Origin of the sequence: Tardiphaga sp. 172_B4_N1_3, assembly GCF_052076035.1 — a bacterium.
Taxonomy (GTDB): Bacteria; Pseudomonadota; Alphaproteobacteria; order Rhizobiales; family Xanthobacteraceae; genus Tardiphaga; species Tardiphaga robiniae.
Genome location: NZ_CP197238.1, coordinates 614346 through 630396, shown reverse-complemented (window position 1 = coordinate 630396; position 16051 = coordinate 614346). Strand labels below are relative to the sequence as shown.

At 63.8% G+C, this 16051-nt stretch carries 11 protein-coding genes; 4 read left to right on the top strand and 7 right to left on the bottom strand.

All coding sequences use genetic code 11. The features are described 5' to 3' along the window. Positions 1 to 9 precede the first annotated feature (9 nt). Both AB7783_RS02820 and AB7783_RS02815 read left to right on the top strand, forming a co-directional pair. The gene (locus tag AB7783_RS02820) at positions 10 to 1611 is read left to right on the top strand and encodes a phytoene desaturase family protein (protein WP_441276759.1); all 1602 of its coding nucleotides are present in this window, start codon (positions 10 to 12) and stop codon (positions 1609 to 1611) included. Between the two features lie 203 nt (positions 1612 to 1814). Then, positions 1815 to 2705 (top strand): 50S ribosomal protein L11 methyltransferase, encoded by an 891-nt coding sequence (locus AB7783_RS02815; RefSeq protein ID WP_441276758.1) that lies wholly within the window; start codon positions 1815 to 1817, stop codon positions 2703 to 2705. Between the two features lie 71 nt (positions 2706 to 2776). Here AB7783_RS02815 and AB7783_RS02810 read toward each other — a convergent pair whose 3' ends face one another. Then, a complete protein-coding gene (locus tag AB7783_RS02810; protein WP_441276757.1) occupies positions 2777 to 3109 on the bottom strand; it encodes a hypothetical protein in 333 nt (110 codons plus the stop codon). Between the two features lie 73 nt (positions 3110 to 3182). Between AB7783_RS02810 and AB7783_RS02805 the strand changes: the two genes are divergently transcribed. Both AB7783_RS02805 and AB7783_RS02800 read left to right on the top strand, forming a co-directional pair. Continuing rightward, positions 3183 to 5021: an aminopeptidase P family protein gene (locus AB7783_RS02805; protein WP_441276756.1), complete on the top strand. Its 1839-nt coding sequence runs from the start codon at positions 3183 to 3185 to the stop codon at positions 5019 to 5021. 78 nt (positions 5022 to 5099) lie between these two features. Then, positions 5100 to 6323: a multidrug effflux MFS transporter gene (locus tag AB7783_RS02800; RefSeq protein WP_081421912.1), complete on the top strand. Its 1224-nt coding sequence runs from the start codon at positions 5100 to 5102 to the stop codon at positions 6321 to 6323. Between the two features lie 1013 nt (positions 6324 to 7336). Here AB7783_RS02800 and ligA read toward each other — a convergent pair. The 6 genes from ligA to ftsZ form a co-directional block, all read right to left on the bottom strand. Beyond that, positions 7337 to 9490, bottom strand: coding sequence for an NAD-dependent DNA ligase LigA (ligA, locus tag AB7783_RS02795; protein ID WP_441276755.1), 2154 nt, complete (start codon positions 9488 to 9490; stop codon positions 7337 to 7339). A gap of 109 nt (positions 9491 to 9599) precedes the next feature. Further along, positions 9600 to 9884: a GIY-YIG nuclease family protein gene (locus AB7783_RS02790; RefSeq protein WP_441276754.1), complete on the bottom strand. Its 285-nt coding sequence runs from the start codon at positions 9882 to 9884 to the stop codon at positions 9600 to 9602. Positions 9885 to 10000: 116 nt separating this feature from the next. Further along, a complete protein-coding gene (gene recN / locus AB7783_RS02785; RefSeq protein WP_441276753.1) occupies positions 10001 to 11674 on the bottom strand; it encodes a DNA repair protein RecN in 1674 nt (557 codons plus the stop codon). Positions 11675 to 11687: 13 nt separating this feature from the next. Beyond that, entirely contained in the window at positions 11688 to 12584 is an 897-nt protein-coding gene (gene bamD / locus AB7783_RS02780) for an outer membrane protein assembly factor BamD (RefSeq protein ID WP_439072982.1), read from the bottom strand. Positions 12585 to 12873: 289 nt separating this feature from the next. After that, a complete protein-coding gene (gene lpxC, locus AB7783_RS02775; protein WP_089267338.1) occupies positions 12874 to 13839 on the bottom strand; it encodes a UDP-3-O-acyl-N-acetylglucosamine deacetylase in 966 nt (321 codons plus the stop codon). A 345-nt stretch (positions 13840 to 14184) separates the two neighbouring features. Beyond that, entirely contained in the window at positions 14185 to 15954 is a 1770-nt protein-coding gene (ftsZ, locus tag AB7783_RS02770) for a cell division protein FtsZ (protein WP_441276752.1), read from the bottom strand. Between the last annotated feature and the right edge of the window lie 97 nt (positions 15955 to 16051).

Genomic DNA, 16051 nt, shown 5'->3' with positions numbered 1-16051 from the left:
GAAGCGGACATGTCAAACACCGACGTTTTGATCATCGGCGCCGGCCATAACGGCCTCACTTGCGCGGCCTATCTCGCCATGAGCGGGTTGCGCGTGAAGGTGGTCGAACGACGTTCCGTGGTTGGCGGCGCCGCGGTGACGCAGGAGTTTCACCCCGGCTTCCGCAATTCGGTCGCGGCCTACACTGTCAGCCTGCTCAACCCGCAGATCGCCTCTGATCTGAAGCTCGCCGAACACGGCCTGCGGATCGTCGAGCGCAAGGCGCAGAATTTCATTCCCGCCCCGGACGGCAGCTATCTCCTGACAGGTGAAGGCCGCACGCAACAGTCGGTTGCCAAGCTCAACGCGCGCGATGCCGAGCGGATCGGCGCGTTCTCGCATGAGCTCGAAGTCATCGCCGACGTGCTCAGGGACTTTGTGCTGCGTTCACCGCCGAACGTCGTGCAAGGTTTCGGTCTCGGCGCGATCAGCGAAGCCATCAATGCGCTCAGCACCGCGAAGATTCTCAACGCACTGACCATCGAGCAGCAGCGCGTGTTGCTCGATCTGTTCACCTGCTCCGCCGGCGAGATGCTTGACGACGTTTTCGAACATGATCTGGTCAAGGCATTGTTCGGCTTCGATGCCGTGGTCGGCAACTATGCGAGCCCCTATGCCGCCGGTTCGGCCTATGTGATGCTGCACCATGCCTTCGGCGAGGTGAACGGCAAGAAAGGCGTCTGGGGTCACGCCATCGGCGGCATGGGCGCGATCACGCAGGCCATGGCCGCCGCGGCACGCTCGCACGGCGTGCAGATCGAACTCGACAACGGCGTGCGCGAAGTCCTCGTGGAGAACGACAGGGTCGTCGGCGTCATCCTCGACAATGGCGAGAGTATCCGCGCGAAATATGTCGCCTCCAACGTCAATCCGAAGCTGCTCTATACACGGCTGATGCCGGCGGATGCGCTGCCCAAGCCGTTCCTCGATCGCATCCGCCGCTGGCGCAATGGCTCCGGCACGTTCCGCATGAATGTTGCGCTGAGCACTCTGCCCTCATTCACCGCACTGCCTGGCGACGGCGACCATCTCTCGGCGGGCATCATCATAGCGCCGAGTCTCGACTACATGGATCGCGCCTGGCTCGATGCGAAGCAGCACGGCTGGAGCCGCCAGCCGATTGTCGAAGTACTGATCCCCTCCACTCTTGATGACAGCCTCAGCCCACCGGGCCAGCACGTCGCCAGTCTCTTTTGCCAGCATGTTGCACCGACACTCCCCAACGGCGCATCATGGGATGACCATCGGAACGAGGTCGCGGACCTGATGATCAAGACGGTGGACGACTACGCACCCGGCTTTGCCGCCAGCGTCATCGGCCGGCAGGCGCTGTCACCGCTCGATCTGGAGCGCGACTTCGGCCTGCTCGGCGGCGACATCTTCCATGGCGCGCTCTCGCTGAACCAGCTGTTCTCGGCCCGCCCGATGCTCGGCCATGCGGATTACCGCGGACCACTGAAGGGCCTTTATCACTGCGGCTCGGGTGCACATCCCGGCGGCGGCGTGACGGGCGCGCCTGGCCACAATGCGGCCAAGGCGATCCTCAGGGACCACCGGGCGCTGTTCGGCTGAGGACATCCTGTGGATAAGCCTGTGCATAGACAGTGGATGGGTCCTGAACAAGCCTGTGCGGAAGCTCGGGAGTACAGCGGTATAATCAGCTTATAACCCTGTGCATCGCCACTGTATCGCCCCTGTATCCCCGCCGGTATAAACCCTGTACCAAGCGCGCCTAAGCTGTGCAGACCCTGTTCACGACGCCACCCGGACCCGCGATGACCACGCCCCAAGGAACCAGCCGCGCCACCTTCGCCGTCGGCGACGAATTCAGCGCCAAGCGCATCGTCGATCTCCTCACCGAGAGTTTCGAGGAAGGCCAGGCCGCGATCGCTGCATTTGAGAGCCCCGAGGGCCGCTGGGACGTCACTGTCCATTTCGCCGACCCGCCGGACGAGGCCTCGATCCGCGACCTCGTCAGCCTCGCCTCGGACGACACCGTGGCGGCGAGCATCGTGTTCGACAGCATCGAAGCGAAGGACTGGGTCAAGGAGAGCCTCGAAGGCCTCGTCCCGGTCCGCGCCGGCCGCTTCATCGTTCATGGCCAGCACGACCGCGACAAGGTGCGCCCCAATCAGCTGGGCATCGAGATCGAGGCCGCGCTGGCTTTCGGCACCGGCCATCACGGCACCACGCGTGGCTGCCTCGTCTATCTGGATTATGTGCTGCGCGCGAAGGCCCCGCAACGGATGCTCGATCTGGGCACCGGCACAGGCGTGCTGGCCATCGCTGCAGCGAAGGCCACGAAACGGCGCGTGCTGGCGACCGATATCGACCCGATGTCTGTGAGGGTGGCGCGCGAGAATATGCGGCTGAACGGCGTCGGCAATCTCGTCGATACTGTTTGCGCAACTGGCTTTTCCTCGCCGGCTTTCGGCGATCGCGCGCCGTTCGATCTGATCCTCGCGAACATCCTCGCCAATCCACTGCGCGCGATGTCGACCGACATGGCACGACACCTCACGCGCAATGGAATGGTGATCTTGTCCGGGCTGTTGCCGCATCAGGCGATGAGCGTGATCGCCGCGTATCGCGCCCGCGGGCTTGTGCTCCGCAAGCATCAGATCATCGAAGGCTGGAGCAGCCTGTTGATGCAACGCGCAGGCTGACACGCCTTTCGCCATTTTCCGAACTCCGGAATAACGACGGGCGATCTGGCTAAAGCTGCCGGCTGATTTTGCTACTTCGGGGGCGGTACGTCGCGGCGACGAAGCGTTGCATTTTCCAGCCGCTCGACGCGCGTCACGCGGGCTTCGACGAAACGGCCCAGAATCTGGATGATACCGCTGCGTTGATTTGGCTGACTGGGCGGAGTTTGGGTGGACTGCACCTGGGTAGGCTGGGAATGGCCAAGCGTGGCGGGTGGCGAAATTTTCTCGAACGTAAAAGCAGGCATTGTGTATCCCCTCTTCGTTGAGTTGAGACACTCTGAATGGCCAAGCATCGCACCGACAACACAAGCCGGGGGACGTTGTTCCATCCGGTTGAACACAACCACCAGATTTTCAAGCATAACTTGTGCCAAATCTGCGCAACCCTGCCCCTCGATTGCAGGCCTGACAGCGCACCCATAGGATGATCCCGCGATGTTCGAAGCCCATTTCCAGACGTTCGAAGAGCCCGAAAGCGGCGTGGCGCTGACTGCGCGGCTGGCCGCATTTCGCGAGGAATTGCTGCGGCGGAAACTGACAGGCTTCGTGATTCCCCGCGCCGATCAGCAGCAGAACGAATATGTGCCGCACTCCGACGAGCGGCTGGCCTGGCTCACAGGCTTCACCGGATCGGCCGGCATGGCGATCGTGCTGCTGCAGGAAGCCGCCGTCTTCGTCGACGGCCGCTATACGCTGCAGGCCGCCAAACAAGTCGATGTGAATGCGTGGAGCATCCAGTCGCTGGTCGAGCCGCCGCCGGAGACCTGGCTCGCCGATCACCTGAAGCCCGAAGATCGCCTCGGATTTGATCCGTGGCTGCACACTTCTGCGGCAGCCGAACGGCTGGCTACCGCCTGCGCCAAAGCCGGCGCCGAACTCGTCGCGGTCGACAGCAATCCGCTCGATTCGGTGTGGGCCGAGCGCCCGGCGCCGCCGCTCGGCGCGGTATCGATTCACCCGCTCAACTATGCCGGCGTTTCCGAAGCCGACAAGCTCGCCCAGATCCGCGGCGAGATGGAGCGCCTGCGCGTCGATGCGCTGGTGCTGTCGGATTCCCATGCGGTGGCCTGGACCTTCAACATCCGCGGCGCGGATGTCTCGCATACGCCGCTGCCGCTGTCCTATGCGCTGGTGCCGAAACACGGCCGCCCGCAGGTGTTTATCGATCACCGCAAGCTCTCCAACAGTACGCGCAACCATCTGGAAGTCTCGGCCGATGTGCAGGAGCCGGATGCGCTGACGTCGGCGCTCGCAAACCTCGCCGCCTCGGGTGCTTCGATTGCGCTCGACAATGCCACCGCCGCCGATGCGCTGAGCCGCTTGATCACAGGCGCGGGCGGCAAGCCCGTGCGGGGCGCCGATCCCGTTGCGCTGCTGAAGGCCGTGAAGAATCCCGTCGAGATCAAGGGCACACAGACCGCGCATCGCCGCGATGCTGTGGCACTGGCGCGCTTTCTCGCCTGGATCGACCGCGAGGCACCGAAAGGCAAGCTCACCGAAATCGACACCGTGGAAGCGCTGGAGACATTCCGCCGCCAGACCGGCGCGCTAAAGGATGTGTCGTTTCCGACCATCGCCGGTACCGGGCCGAACGGCGCCATCGTTCATTACCGCGTCACCCGCAAGACCAACCGCCGCATCGCGCTGGGCGATCTCCTGCTGATCGATTCTGGCGCGCAATATGAAGATGGCACCACCGACGTCACCCGCACCATTGCGATTGGCGAGCCGACCGACGAAATGCGCGACCGCTTCACCCGCGTGCTGCGCGGCCATATCGCCATTGCGCGCGCCGCGTTTCCCGATGGCACGACGGGCGCGCAGCTCGATACGCTGGCGCGGCAGTTTCTCTGGCATGCCGGCCTCGATTTCGCCCACGGCACCGGCCACGGCGTCGGCAGCTATCTGTCGGTACATGAAGGCCCGGCGCGGATCTCCAAGCTCGGCACCACGCCGCTCAAGCGTGGCATGATCCTCTCCAACGAGCCCGGCTACTACAAGACCGACGCTTTCGGCATTCGCATCGAGAATCTCGAACTGGTTGTCGAAGCCCATATCGAGGGCGCCGAGCAGCCGATGAATGAATTCGAGACGCTGACACTGGCGCCGATCGACCGCCGGCTGATCAATACGCATCGCATCAGCAAGCGCGAGCTGAAATGGATCGACGACTATCACGCCCGCGTTCGCCGCGAGGTGATGCCGCTGCTCGACGATGAAGCGACGCGCGTCTGGCTCGAAGCGGCGACCGAGCCGCTTACGCAGCCGCAATAGCGAGAGAACAGCCACCACGTGAATTACAGCCCGCCTTTTCCAAAAGTCGACGCCGTCGACCTCTCCAAATCGCGGGTGATGCTGCTGTTGCTGGTGGTGATGACCGGCATCGCGCCGATCTCGCTCTATATGCTGGTGCCGGCGCTGCCCGAACTCGCCCGCACCTTCGATGCCGACATCTCGATCGCGCAGATGACCGTGTCGCTCTACATGGTCGGCCTCGCCTTCTCGCAGCTCATCATGGGACCGCTGTCCGACAAGTTCGGCCGAAGGCCAGTGCTGCTTGCCGGTCTCGGCCTGATGGTGATCGCCGGCATCGGCAGCAGCTTTGCGCTGACGCTGCCGCAACTCATCGCCGCGCGTTTCTTTCAGGCGCTCGGCGGCGCGACGGGGATGGTGATGAGCCGCGCGATCATCAGGGATCTCTATCCGCGCGAGCGCGTCGGCGCGATGATCAGCCTCGTCATCGCCGTGATGATGATCGCGCAGATGCTGAGCCCGCTGGCCGGCGGTCTCTTGGAAACCGGCTTCGGCTGGCGCGCGATCTTCTATGTGGTCACCGCGTCTTCGCTGGTCGTGACGCTCGCGATCGCATTTTTCCTGCCCGAAACGAGACGGCGTGCTGCTAGTGACGTGAGCGGCGGCGGCTTTATCGCCGACTCCCGGGTGCTGCTGCGCAGCCGGACCTTCATCGGCTATCTCCTCTGTTATGTCGTCGCCTCCTGGATCATCTTCACCTTTGCCGGCGGCGGTCCCTATGTGGTGGTCACGCAGATGGGCCGCACATCGGCCGAATATGGCGCATGGTTCGCGACCTCCGGCCTCGCTTACCTCGTCGGCAATCTCTGTTGCGTGCGCTTCGCGCCGCGCCGGACCATCGAACAACTGATCTGGTTCGGCCTCGCGCTGCAATTCGGCGGCGCCATGCTCAACGTGGTCTGGGGGCTGACCGGGCTGAACCAGAATCCGGCCTGGCTGTTCCTCACCCATATGATCGTGATGTTCGGCAATGCCTTCGTGATGTCGAACGGCGCTGCCGGCGCCCTCAGCATTCGGCCGCAGGCCGCGGGCACGGCATCCGGCATGATGGGCTTCCTGCAGATGGGATTGGGTTCGCTGTGCTCGCAATTCGGCGCCTGGCTCGGCGGCCATTTCGCAACGCCGGTGCCGCTCAACATTGCACTCGTCGTGCTGTCCTGCGGCTGCGCCGCCGCGATGATCTTTCTGGTCCCCCGCCGCAAGGTGGTGGTGACGGAAGAGATGATCGAGAAGGCCGAGGGCGAAGAGACGGGATTGTTGTAGGCGCTTCCTTTTCCCTCCCCCTTGCGGGGAGGGTGGCCAGCCGCTTGGCCGGTCGGGTGGGGGTGCCACAAGTGGCGCTCTCACGTGGGGCACCCCACCCCGGCCTCCACTTCGTCGATGCTTCGCATCACCTCGCTCGGCCGACCCTCCCCACTGCGCAGCTTCGCTGCTTGAGGGAGGGATTCCTCTGACGCCCGTGCGTCGTTGCAGATTCCACTGTCAAACAGCCACGGCCCTTCAGACATGCGTCATCGCCCCCATTGTTTACGGCGCGGGGGCGCCGTCGTGTTTTGCATTCCCACCCTCTTGCGAGAGGGCGTGCGGAACGCCGGGTGCCCGTTGCACCCTTGGGCCTGATGCGATGCGGTCTTCCGCAGGGTTAGAGTGCATCAGGACTTTCGGAGGCGCCGAGCGATTGCCCGACGTTCCGCATGCGGTGTTTTTTCGGTTGCTTGCACTTTGCCTCAACGAACGCTCCGATCGCGAATTAAAGTCCCAAGGCGATGGGAAGGGAGCCTCAAGCGACTGGGCCGAACGCGTTTCGAGTTGGTCGTCCGTCACACTGTCCAAGAGGTCTTTCCATCCGAAGGCCGGCCGTCTCCTTGCCAGTGGCAGTGCTGGCGCAGATCCGTCCTGCCCGAAGACAGACGTCACCCCCAAACCGCGTGACGCCGCATCTCCGGCGTCCACCGCATCCCACCCCGCGAACGTGACGATCGCGATCGCCCCTCTCGGTGGGGCAGGACGAAGGGGAATATAGTCCATGAAGGGATATTGTCAACATTAGATAGGAAAAAATGTTTAGCGCGTCCCCGGCCACACTCGTCATTCCGGGGCGCGAGGAGACGCCGAAGGCGGCGTATCGCGAACCCGGAATCCCGACATGTTTTGCGCTGAACACTCCAAGATTCCGGGCTCAGTCCGGCCCGCTCCGCGGTCCGTCCTGCCCCGGAATGACGAGCTTGGATTGAGATGAGCGAGGCGCGCCGGGAAATGCCAGAGCCCGACCGCCCCTACCCCCCGATCAGCGCCAGCCACTCGTCTTCCGTGAGCACCGCCACGCCGAGGTCGCGCGCCTTGGTCAGCTTCGAGCCTGCATCCTCGCCGGCCACCACATAGTCCGTCTTCTTCGACACCGAGCCTGCGACCTTGGCGCCGAGACGCTCGGCACCGGCTTTGGCTTCATCACGCGTGAACTTGGTCAGCGAGCCCGTGAACACCACCGTCTTGCCCGCGACCGGCGTATCGGTCTTGGCCTGTGCGACATCGAGCACCTCGATCTCGCCGAGCAATTCGTCGAGCGCCTTGACGTTACGTTTCTCGGCGAAGAACTCGACCACCGCGTCCGCGACGATTTCACCGACGCCGTCGATGGCGTTGAGATCGGCATAGGCTTCAGACGTATTCTCCTCGCCGCCCTGCCCCGCAGCGGCCGCCAGCATCGCATCGCGGAACGCGGTGAATGAGCCGTAATGTCGCGCCAGCAGCTTGGCATTGCCTTCGCCGATGTGGCGGATGCCGAGCGCAAAGATCAGGCGATTGAGCTCGATCTTGCGGCGATCGTCGATCGCCGCAAACAGATTGCGCACCGAGGTCTCGCCATAGCCTTCGCGGTCACGCAGTTTCTTGGTGTTGCGCTCGTCGCGTTTGGCCAGCGTGAAGATATCGACGGGGTGCATGATGATGCCCTCGTCGTAGAATTCCTGGATCTGCTTGTCGCCGAGCCCGTCGATGTCGAAGGCGAGGCGCGAGACGAAATGCTTGAGCTTCTCGACCGCCTGCGCCGGACATACCAGCGCGCCGGTGCAACGCGTGACGACTTCGTCATTCTCGCGGATGGCATGGCTGCCGCAGACCGGACACTTGGTGGGAAATTCATATGGCTTTGCGCTCTTCGGGCGCTTGTCGAGGACGACATTGACGACCTGCGGAATGACGTCGCCGGCGCGTTGCACGATGACAGTGTCGCCTTCGCGGATATCGACGCCGTCGCGCAGCGGCTGGCCGTCATTGCCGATGCCCGCGATATAGTCGGCATTATGCAGCGTGGCATTCGACACTACGACGCCGCCGACCGTAATCGGCGTCAGCCGCGCCACCGGCGTCAGCGCGCCGGTGCGGCCGACCTGGATGTCGATCTTCTCCAGCACCGTGGTCGCCTGCTCGGCCGCGAATTTATGCGCGATCGCCCAGCGCGGCGCGCGGCCGGCAAAACCCAATCGCGCCTGCCAGTCGATGCGGTCGACCTTGTAGACGACGCCGTCGATGTCATAACCGAGCTTGGCCCTGATCTCGCCGATCCGGCGATAGAAGGCGAGCGCGTCATCAACGCTCTTGCACGAGGTGATCTCAGGATTGACGGTGAAGCCGACCTTGCCCAGCCAGTCGATCATCGCATGCTGGGTCGGCTGATCCATCGGATAGTCCGACATCTCGCCCCAGGCATAGGCGAAGAATTTCAGCGGACGTGACGCCGTGATCGCCACGTCCTTCTGGCGCAGCGAACCGGCCGCGGAATTTCTGGGATTGGCGAAGACGGTGTCGCCGGCCTCTTCCTGCTTCTTGTTGAGCGCGAGAAAGTCACTCTTCAGCATATAGACCTCACCGCGCAGCTCGCAGGCGGCAGGGACGTGCTTGCCTTTCAGCTTCTCGGGAATGTCCTTGATGGTGCGAACATTGGCGGTGACGTCCTCGCCCGTAAAACCGTCGCCCCGCGTGGCGGCGCGGATCAACTCACCGTTCTCGTAGCGCAGCGACAGCGACAGACCGTCGATCTTCGGCTCGGCGACGATGGCCGGGATTTCATCGAGCTTGAGGAAGCGCTGGATGCGCTCGACGAATTCCGTCACTTCCTCATCGCTGAACGCATTGCCCAGCGACAGCATCGGCACCACATGCTGCACCTTGGCGAAGCCGCGCGCGGGCGCTGCGCCGACCGTCTGTGTCGGCGACGCGCCGGTGACGAGATCGGGAAACTTCGCCTCGATCGCCTCGACCCGGCGACGCAGCGCGTCGTAGTCCGCATCCGACACCGTCGGTGCGTCGTCCTGATAGTAGCGCTTGTTGTGCGCTTCCATCTCCAGCGACAGCCGCATCAGCTCGATCTTCGCTTTGGGCTTCGTGAGCGTGGAGATGTCGGGGGAAGTGATTTTTGATGTCTTCGCCATGGCCCAGAATAACGTGTTGCACAGGCTCCAACAACGGCCTGCCCCATGCCGTCATTCCGGGGCGCTCGCCACTTGGCGGGCGAACCCGGAATCCCGTCGTGTTCTGCTCTTACACGATCGAATCGTACAGATCATGCCATTCGGGATTGCTCACCTCGATCAGTGCGACCTTCCAGGCGCGTCGCCATTTCTTGAGTTCCTTTTCTCGGCTGATCGCATTCAAGGGATCGTCGTACACTTCGAACCAGACGAGCAAGGAAACATTGTAGCGCGAGGTGAAGCTTTTCACCGGGCTCGTTTTGTGTTCGTAGACGCGCCGGACGAGATCGTTGGTGATGCCGATATACAGCACGCCGTTCTTCTTCGAAGCGAGCATGTAGACGTAATAGGGCATGACCGGCGCCGTCGTTTGGCGAAGTGGTGCAGAACATGACGGGATTCCGGGTTCGCTCGCCAACAGGCGAGCGCCCCGGAATGACAGCTTGAGGCACGACAACGCGCGCTTACGGCTTACGCCGCGCCCTTGAGCAGCCGCTCCGCCGCGGCCCTCGCCTCGGCGGTAATCTCCGCGCCCGCCAGCATGCGCGCGATTTCCTCGCGGCGGTGATCCTCCGCCAGCGTGTTGACGCGCGTCGCGACGCGCTTGCCCTTGTCGAGGGCGTCCTTGGAGATCAGCAGATGCTGGTCGGCCCTCGCCGCCACCTGCGGGGCGTGGGTGACGGCCATCACCTGCACCTTGCCGGCGAGCCGCGCCAGGCGCGCGCCGATGGCGTCGGCCACCGCGCCGCCGACACCGGTGTCGATTTCGTCGAACACCAAAGTCGGTGCCGAGCCCTTGTCGGACAGCACGACTTTCAGCGCCAGCAGGAAGCGCGAGAGTTCGCCGCCGGAGGCGACCTTCATCATTGGGCCCGGGCGGGTGCCGGGATTGGTCTGAACCCAGAATTCGACACGGTCGATGCCGTGTGGACCCGGCGTCGCCGCATCGCTGTCGACCTGGGTGATGAATTTCGCACGTTCGAGCTTGAGCGGGCCGAGCTCGGCGATGACGGCTTTGTTGAGCTTCTCGGCGGACTTGATGCGCGCAGCCGAAAGCTTGGTCGCCGCAGCGCTATACTTCTTGTCGGCCTCGGAGGCCGCCGTTTCCAGCCCCTTCAGCTGGCCGGCGCCAGCATCGATGGTGGCGACATCGGCAAAGTATTTCGCGGCCAGCGCGGCGAGCCCATCGACCGGCGTCGAATATTTCCGCGCGGCGCCGCGCAGCGCGAACAGCCGTTCCTCGATGCGCTCGAGTTCCGCAGGATCGAAATCGGCGGCGATGAGTGCGGCGCTGAGATGCTGGTCGGCCTCTTCCAGCGCATTGATGGCGACGTCGATCGCCTTCACCGCGGGCTCGACCAGCGACGGCGATGAACCGGCGCGGCGCTCCAGCCGGCGCACGGCGGCAGCCAGCGACGAGATCGGCGAATGATGACCGGACACGGCCTCCTGGGCCTCGCGCAGATCCGCCGCGATCTTCTCGCCGTGCATCATGCCGGTGCGGCGCTCCGCAAGCTTGCTCTCCTCGCCGTCCTTCGGGTTGAGCTTCTTCAGCTCGTCCGCAGCGTGGCGCAGATAATCGGCATCGCGGGCGGCACGCTCCATATTGGCGCGATGGCTTTCAAGGGCCGCATAAGCGGACTTGCGGGCCTCCCAGAGCGTCTCCAGCGCGGTGACGTCCTTCTCCAGCCCGGCGAAGGCGTCGAGCAGCCGGCGATGGGTGGCGGCGTCCACAAGGGCGCGCTCGTCGTGCTGGCCGTGGATCTCGACCAAAGCGGCGCCGACCGCCTTCATGGTCTGCACGGAGATCGCCTGATCGTTGATGAAGGCACGGGTGCGGCCGTCGGCGAGCTGCACGCGGCGCAGAATCATCTCGCCGGAATCGTCGTCGAAGCCATTGTCCTTGAGAATCGCCAGCGCCGGATGGCCCTTGGCGAGATCGAACACGGCCGTGACCTGGCCCCGCTCGACGCCGTGGCGCACGAGCCCGGCATCGCCGCGGCCGCCGAGCGCCAGCGCAAACGCATCGAGAAGAATGGATTTGCCGGCGCCGGTTTCACCGGTCAGCACTGCAAGACCGCGGGAAAACTCGATATCGAGCCGTTCGATCAGGACGATGTCACGGATCGACAGACGGGCCAGCATGGGAGGTCAGTTCCTAACCGAGGCCAAATCTCTTGAAGGCCTTGCTCAGGTAAGACCCCTTGTTCTCGCTCGGCTCGAGACCGCCGGACTTTACAAGATTGTAGGCGTCTTTGTACCACTTGCTGTCAGGAAAGTTGTGGCCAAGCACGGCGGCGGCGGTCTGTGCCTCGCCGACCACGCCGATTGCCATATAGGCCTCGGTCAGGCGCATCAGGGCTTCCTCGACGTGACGCGTGGTCTGATACTGCGTCACCACGGTCTTGAAGCGGTTGATGGCGCCGGTGTAGTTGCGCTTGTCGAGATTGTAGCGGCCGATTTCCATTTCCTTGCCGGCGATCTGGTCGCGTGCGCCTTCCAGCTTCTTCTTGGCCGAGGTCGCATATTCCGAGGTCGGATATTTGCGGACCACTTCCTCGAGCGCAGCCATTGCCTTTTCGGTGCGGCCCTGGTCGCGCGAGATGTCCGGGATCTGGTCGTAATGCGAGGCGGCGATCAGATACTGCGCATAGGCCGCATCCGGGCTGCCGGGATGCAGGGTGACGTAGCGCGTGGCCGAGCCGATGCAGGTGTCGTAGTCGGCGGATTCGTAGGCCGCATAGGCCGACATCAGCAGCGACTTGCGCGCCCATTCCGAATACGGATGCTGACGATCGACTTCCTCGAATTTCTTCGCGGCGGCCTTCGGGTCCTTGTTCTGGTTCATGAGGTACAAGCCCTCATTGTAGAGCTTGTCGGCGGGCTCCTCGACGAAGGTGTCGTCCTTGGTGCCGAACTTGTCCCAGATCGCGCCGGTGCCGCAGCCGCTCAGCGGCACGGCCAGCACGATGAGACCCGCGGCGAACCGCGCCTGGCGGCCGAAACGGGTGAGCAGTGAATCGCTGGATTCGAGCGTAATGCGCTGTGCCGACATATATCTGAGACCTGACGCCTTCATGCGGTGTCTGCGCGGTACGCGCACAATCACGGACCAACCGGATACGCGCCCGCAGCTTCGCTTGACCGCGTGCTCTATCTACCCGAATGACATCCGTTAACCAACCGGATACGGAGCCATTTCGCCCGGATTAAGGCGAAGGATGTGGAGATACAGGCGGTTATGGTTACCGGGGATGTCCCGATGCACGCAAAGGTCCGCGGGCCCGCAAAAGCGCAATGCAAAATACCGGCAGCGGGTGAAAGAGGCCCGAAAAGCCCGATCTTTAGGAAACGTCCGGGCCGAAGGCCGGGGCGATCATGCCGCCAAGCATGCCCGAGGTGACATCGGCGCTGGCGCGGCCGCGGCGGACAGGGACGGCATCGGCTTCGACGATCTTCCAGGCCGAACGATCGGCCATCAGGGCGCAGAGAACGGCATTGTTGAGCTTGTGGCCGCCGCGCACCGAGCGGTAGGCGCCGAGGATCGGCAGACCGGCCAGCGCGAGGTCGCCGACGGCGTCCAGCACCTTGTGGCGGGCGCATTCATCGCTATAGCGCAGGCCTTCGGTGTTGAGCAGCTTGTCATCGTCGAACACGACGGAATTCTCGAAGGACGCGCCGAGCGCGAAACCGGCGCTCCAGAGGCGGGCCACGTCGTTCATGCAACCGAAGGTGCGTGCACGGGCGATATCGCGGCGGAAGGATTCGGGATTGAGATCGAGCACGTAGCTCTGGCGGCCAATCACCGGATTGGCGAAGCTGATTTCGACTTCAGCGCGGAAGCCCGCAGCGTGAGGGCGGATTTCGCCGAACGAGTCACCGATGGCAACCTGCACCGGTTTGAGAACCTGAATGAAGCGGCGGCGGGCGCCCTGCTCCACAACGCCCGCCTGATCGATGGCGGCGACGAAGGCGGCTGCAGAGCCGTCCATGATCGGCACTTCCGGTCCATCGACTTCGATGGTGGCGTTGTCGATGCCCATGCCGCGCAGCGCAGCAAGAACATGTTCGGCGGTGGAAACGATTGGGCCTTCACGATCGCCGAGCACGGTGGCAAACTCGGTGGCGATAACGGATTTGGCGTCGGCCTGGATTTCGCGATCGGCACCTTCAAGACCGGTGCGAACAAAAATATAACCTGCATCGACGGGCGCAGGTCCAAGCGTGAGACTGACAGGCTTTCCGGAATGGACGCCGACACCGGTAACGGTGGCTTGCGATCCAAGCGTTGTCTGTCGGCTGAAAGTCATAAGGTACCCACCCAAGTAGCCTCTCGTCATGAGAGGGACTCTCTCAGTCGAACCTTGCGGCCTCCTGAGTCCCCGAGTCGCAGTCACATTAACCCCTGCCACAAAGTGCGCCAACTCACGCTTTTTTACCGATTGTTACCCCACCTTTGCCGCAATCAGGCCAGGGGTTAACCAAAATTTCTGCCGGTTCCACGTCCGTTTCGAATCTTGGCAGAGCGCGCCGGTAAAGATTAATGACTTACTATCAATAGGTTAAGAAATCGCACCCATTTTGGCGGGTGTCACAAACGAAAGCCCCAGCTGATCCAGCCGGGGCTTCGGTCGTCGACACGATTGTAACAAATGTCAGCTTGTCTGGCGGCGCAGGAAGGCCGGGATATCCAGATGATCGTCGCCCTGTGGCGCCGGCGCAACAGGTGCCGGGCGGCCATGAGAATCAAGACCCTGCGGTACCGGACGGCGGGCGTATTCGGACACCGGCGGCTCGTTGCCCATCTGCTGGGCGACGCTGCGCTGTGGCTTACGCTCGGGCAGCGGCGGCATCGGAGCCATCGGCGGGGCCGACGGACGACCGGAGACCGGCGCTTCCGTTTCCTCGTCGCGGCGGCCGAGACCGACATTGGCCAGACGCTGCAGCAGCGACAGGCGAGCCTTCTGCGGTTCCTCTTCCGATTCGCCGCGCGCCTGACGGATCTCGTTCTGGGCCGGCATCGGCAGTTCTTCGAATTTCGGCATCCGCGGAGCGCGCAGCGGAGCACGTTCGGCCGATGGCGGAATGAACTGTTCGGGGATCGGCGCTTCGACAGGGGCTTCCTGGCGCGGCGCTTCCGGGAACAGCGAGGGCTTCTGCGCGATCGGACGTACCATCACGTCGCCATACTGCTGCGGTGCAGCGGCTTCCGGAGCCACGGCAGCGGCGATGGCGGCGAGCGCGGCACGCTCATGGCTGGTGGCCGGGGCGCGGGGTGCGGCAGCGGGCGCCGGAGCGCCGGCAGACTTGGCGGCCGCTGCGGCAGCGAGACGCTGGTTGTCCGCGCGGAGACGCGCGGTCAGATCGGCCAGGCGGGCATCCGGAGCACCGTTGCCAGCAGGAGCAGCAACGGCCGAGGTCACGGTGGTGACCGGAGCCGAGGAATTGCGGGCCAGCATGGCCTGCTCGATGCCGGTGGCGACGACCGACACGCGGATCACGCCGTCGAGGCTCTCGTCGAAGGTGGCGCCAACAATGATGTTGGCGTCGGCATCGACTTCTTCGCGAATACGGGTCGCAGCTTCGTCGACTTCGAACAGGGTCAGGTCCTTGCCGCCGGTGATCGAGATCAGCAGGCCGCGGGCGCCCTTCATCGAGCTATCGTCGATCAGCGGGTTGGCGATCGCAGCTTCCGCTGCGGTCAGCGCGCGCTTCTCACCGGTGGCTTCGCCGGTGCCCATCATCGCCTTGCCCATCTCCTTCATGACTGCGCGCACGTCGGCGAAGTCGAGGTTGATGAGGCCTTCCTTGACCATCAGGTCGGTGATGCAGGCAACGCCCGAGTAGAGCACCTGGTCGGCCATCGCGAAGGCGTCGGCGAAGGTGGTCTTCTCGTTGGCGACCCGGAACAGATTCTGGTTCGGGATGATCAGCAGCGTGTCGACCACCTTGTGCAGCTCGGCAATGCCGGCTTCGGCGGTGCGCATGCGGCGCTGGCCTTCGAAGTGGAACGGCTTGGTGATCACGCCGACGGTGAGAATGCCCATGTCGCGTGCGGTCTTGGCGATGACGGGCGCTGCACCGGTGCCGGTGCCGCCGCCCATGCCGGCGGTGACGAACACCATATTGGCGCCGGTCAGGTGATCACGGATTTCGTCGATGACTTCCTGCGCGGCGGCAGCGCCAACGTCGGGCTGCGAACCAGCGCCGAGGCCCTGGGTGACCTGCGTGCCCATCTGCACGATGCGCTGGGCCTTCGACATGGTCAGCGCCTGTGCATCCGTGTTGGCGACGACGAAATCGACGCCCTGCAGACCGGCGGTGATCATGTTGTTGACGGCGTTGCCGCCAGCGCCACCGACACCGAACACGGTAATGCGGGGCTTCAGCTCGCTGATATCAGGAACGTTGAGATTGATGGTCATGAGGTTGCCTCTCGATTACGCGCGCGTTGTGTGGTCATGCCATTGGCCGGTGGCCGATGGCGTCGGAGATGGAAAAAACACTGGCCGGAAAAATTTC

Bases quoted from the DNA above. Each gene is read 5' to 3' on its own strand.
- ftsZ (WP_441276752.1), bottom strand. From the start codon at position 15,954: ATGACCATCAATCTCAACGTTCCTGATATCAGCGAGCTGAAGCCCCGC.
- AB7783_RS02800 (WP_081421912.1), top strand. From the start codon at position 5,100: ATGCTGCTGTTGCTGGTGGTGATGACCGGCATCGCGCCGATCTCGCTC.
- bamD (WP_439072982.1), bottom strand. From the start codon at position 12,584: ATGTCGGCACAGCGCATTACGCTCGAATCCAGCGATTCACTGCTCACC.
- AB7783_RS02810 (WP_441276757.1), bottom strand. From the start codon at position 3,109: ATGCTTGAAAATCTGGTGGTTGTGTTCAACCGGATGGAACAACGTCCC.
- lpxC (WP_089267338.1), bottom strand. From the start codon at position 13,839: ATGACTTTCAGCCGACAGACAACGCTTGGATCGCAAGCCACCGTTACC.
- AB7783_RS02790 (WP_441276754.1), bottom strand. From the start codon at position 9,884: ATGCCCTATTACGTCTACATGCTCGCTTCGAAGAAGAACGGCGTGCTG.
- AB7783_RS02820 (WP_441276759.1), top strand. From the start codon at position 10: ATGTCAAACACCGACGTTTTGATCATCGGCGCCGGCCATAACGGCCTC.
- recN (WP_441276753.1), bottom strand. From the start codon at position 11,674: ATGCTGGCCCGTCTGTCGATCCGTGACATCGTCCTGATCGAACGGCTC.
- ligA (WP_441276755.1), bottom strand. From the start codon at position 9,490: ATGGCGAAGACATCAAAAATCACTTCCCCCGACATCTCCACGCTCACG.
- AB7783_RS02815 (WP_441276758.1), top strand. From the start codon at position 1,815: ATGACCACGCCCCAAGGAACCAGCCGCGCCACCTTCGCCGTCGGCGAC.
- AB7783_RS02805 (WP_441276756.1), top strand. From the start codon at position 3,183: ATGTTCGAAGCCCATTTCCAGACGTTCGAAGAGCCCGAAAGCGGCGTG.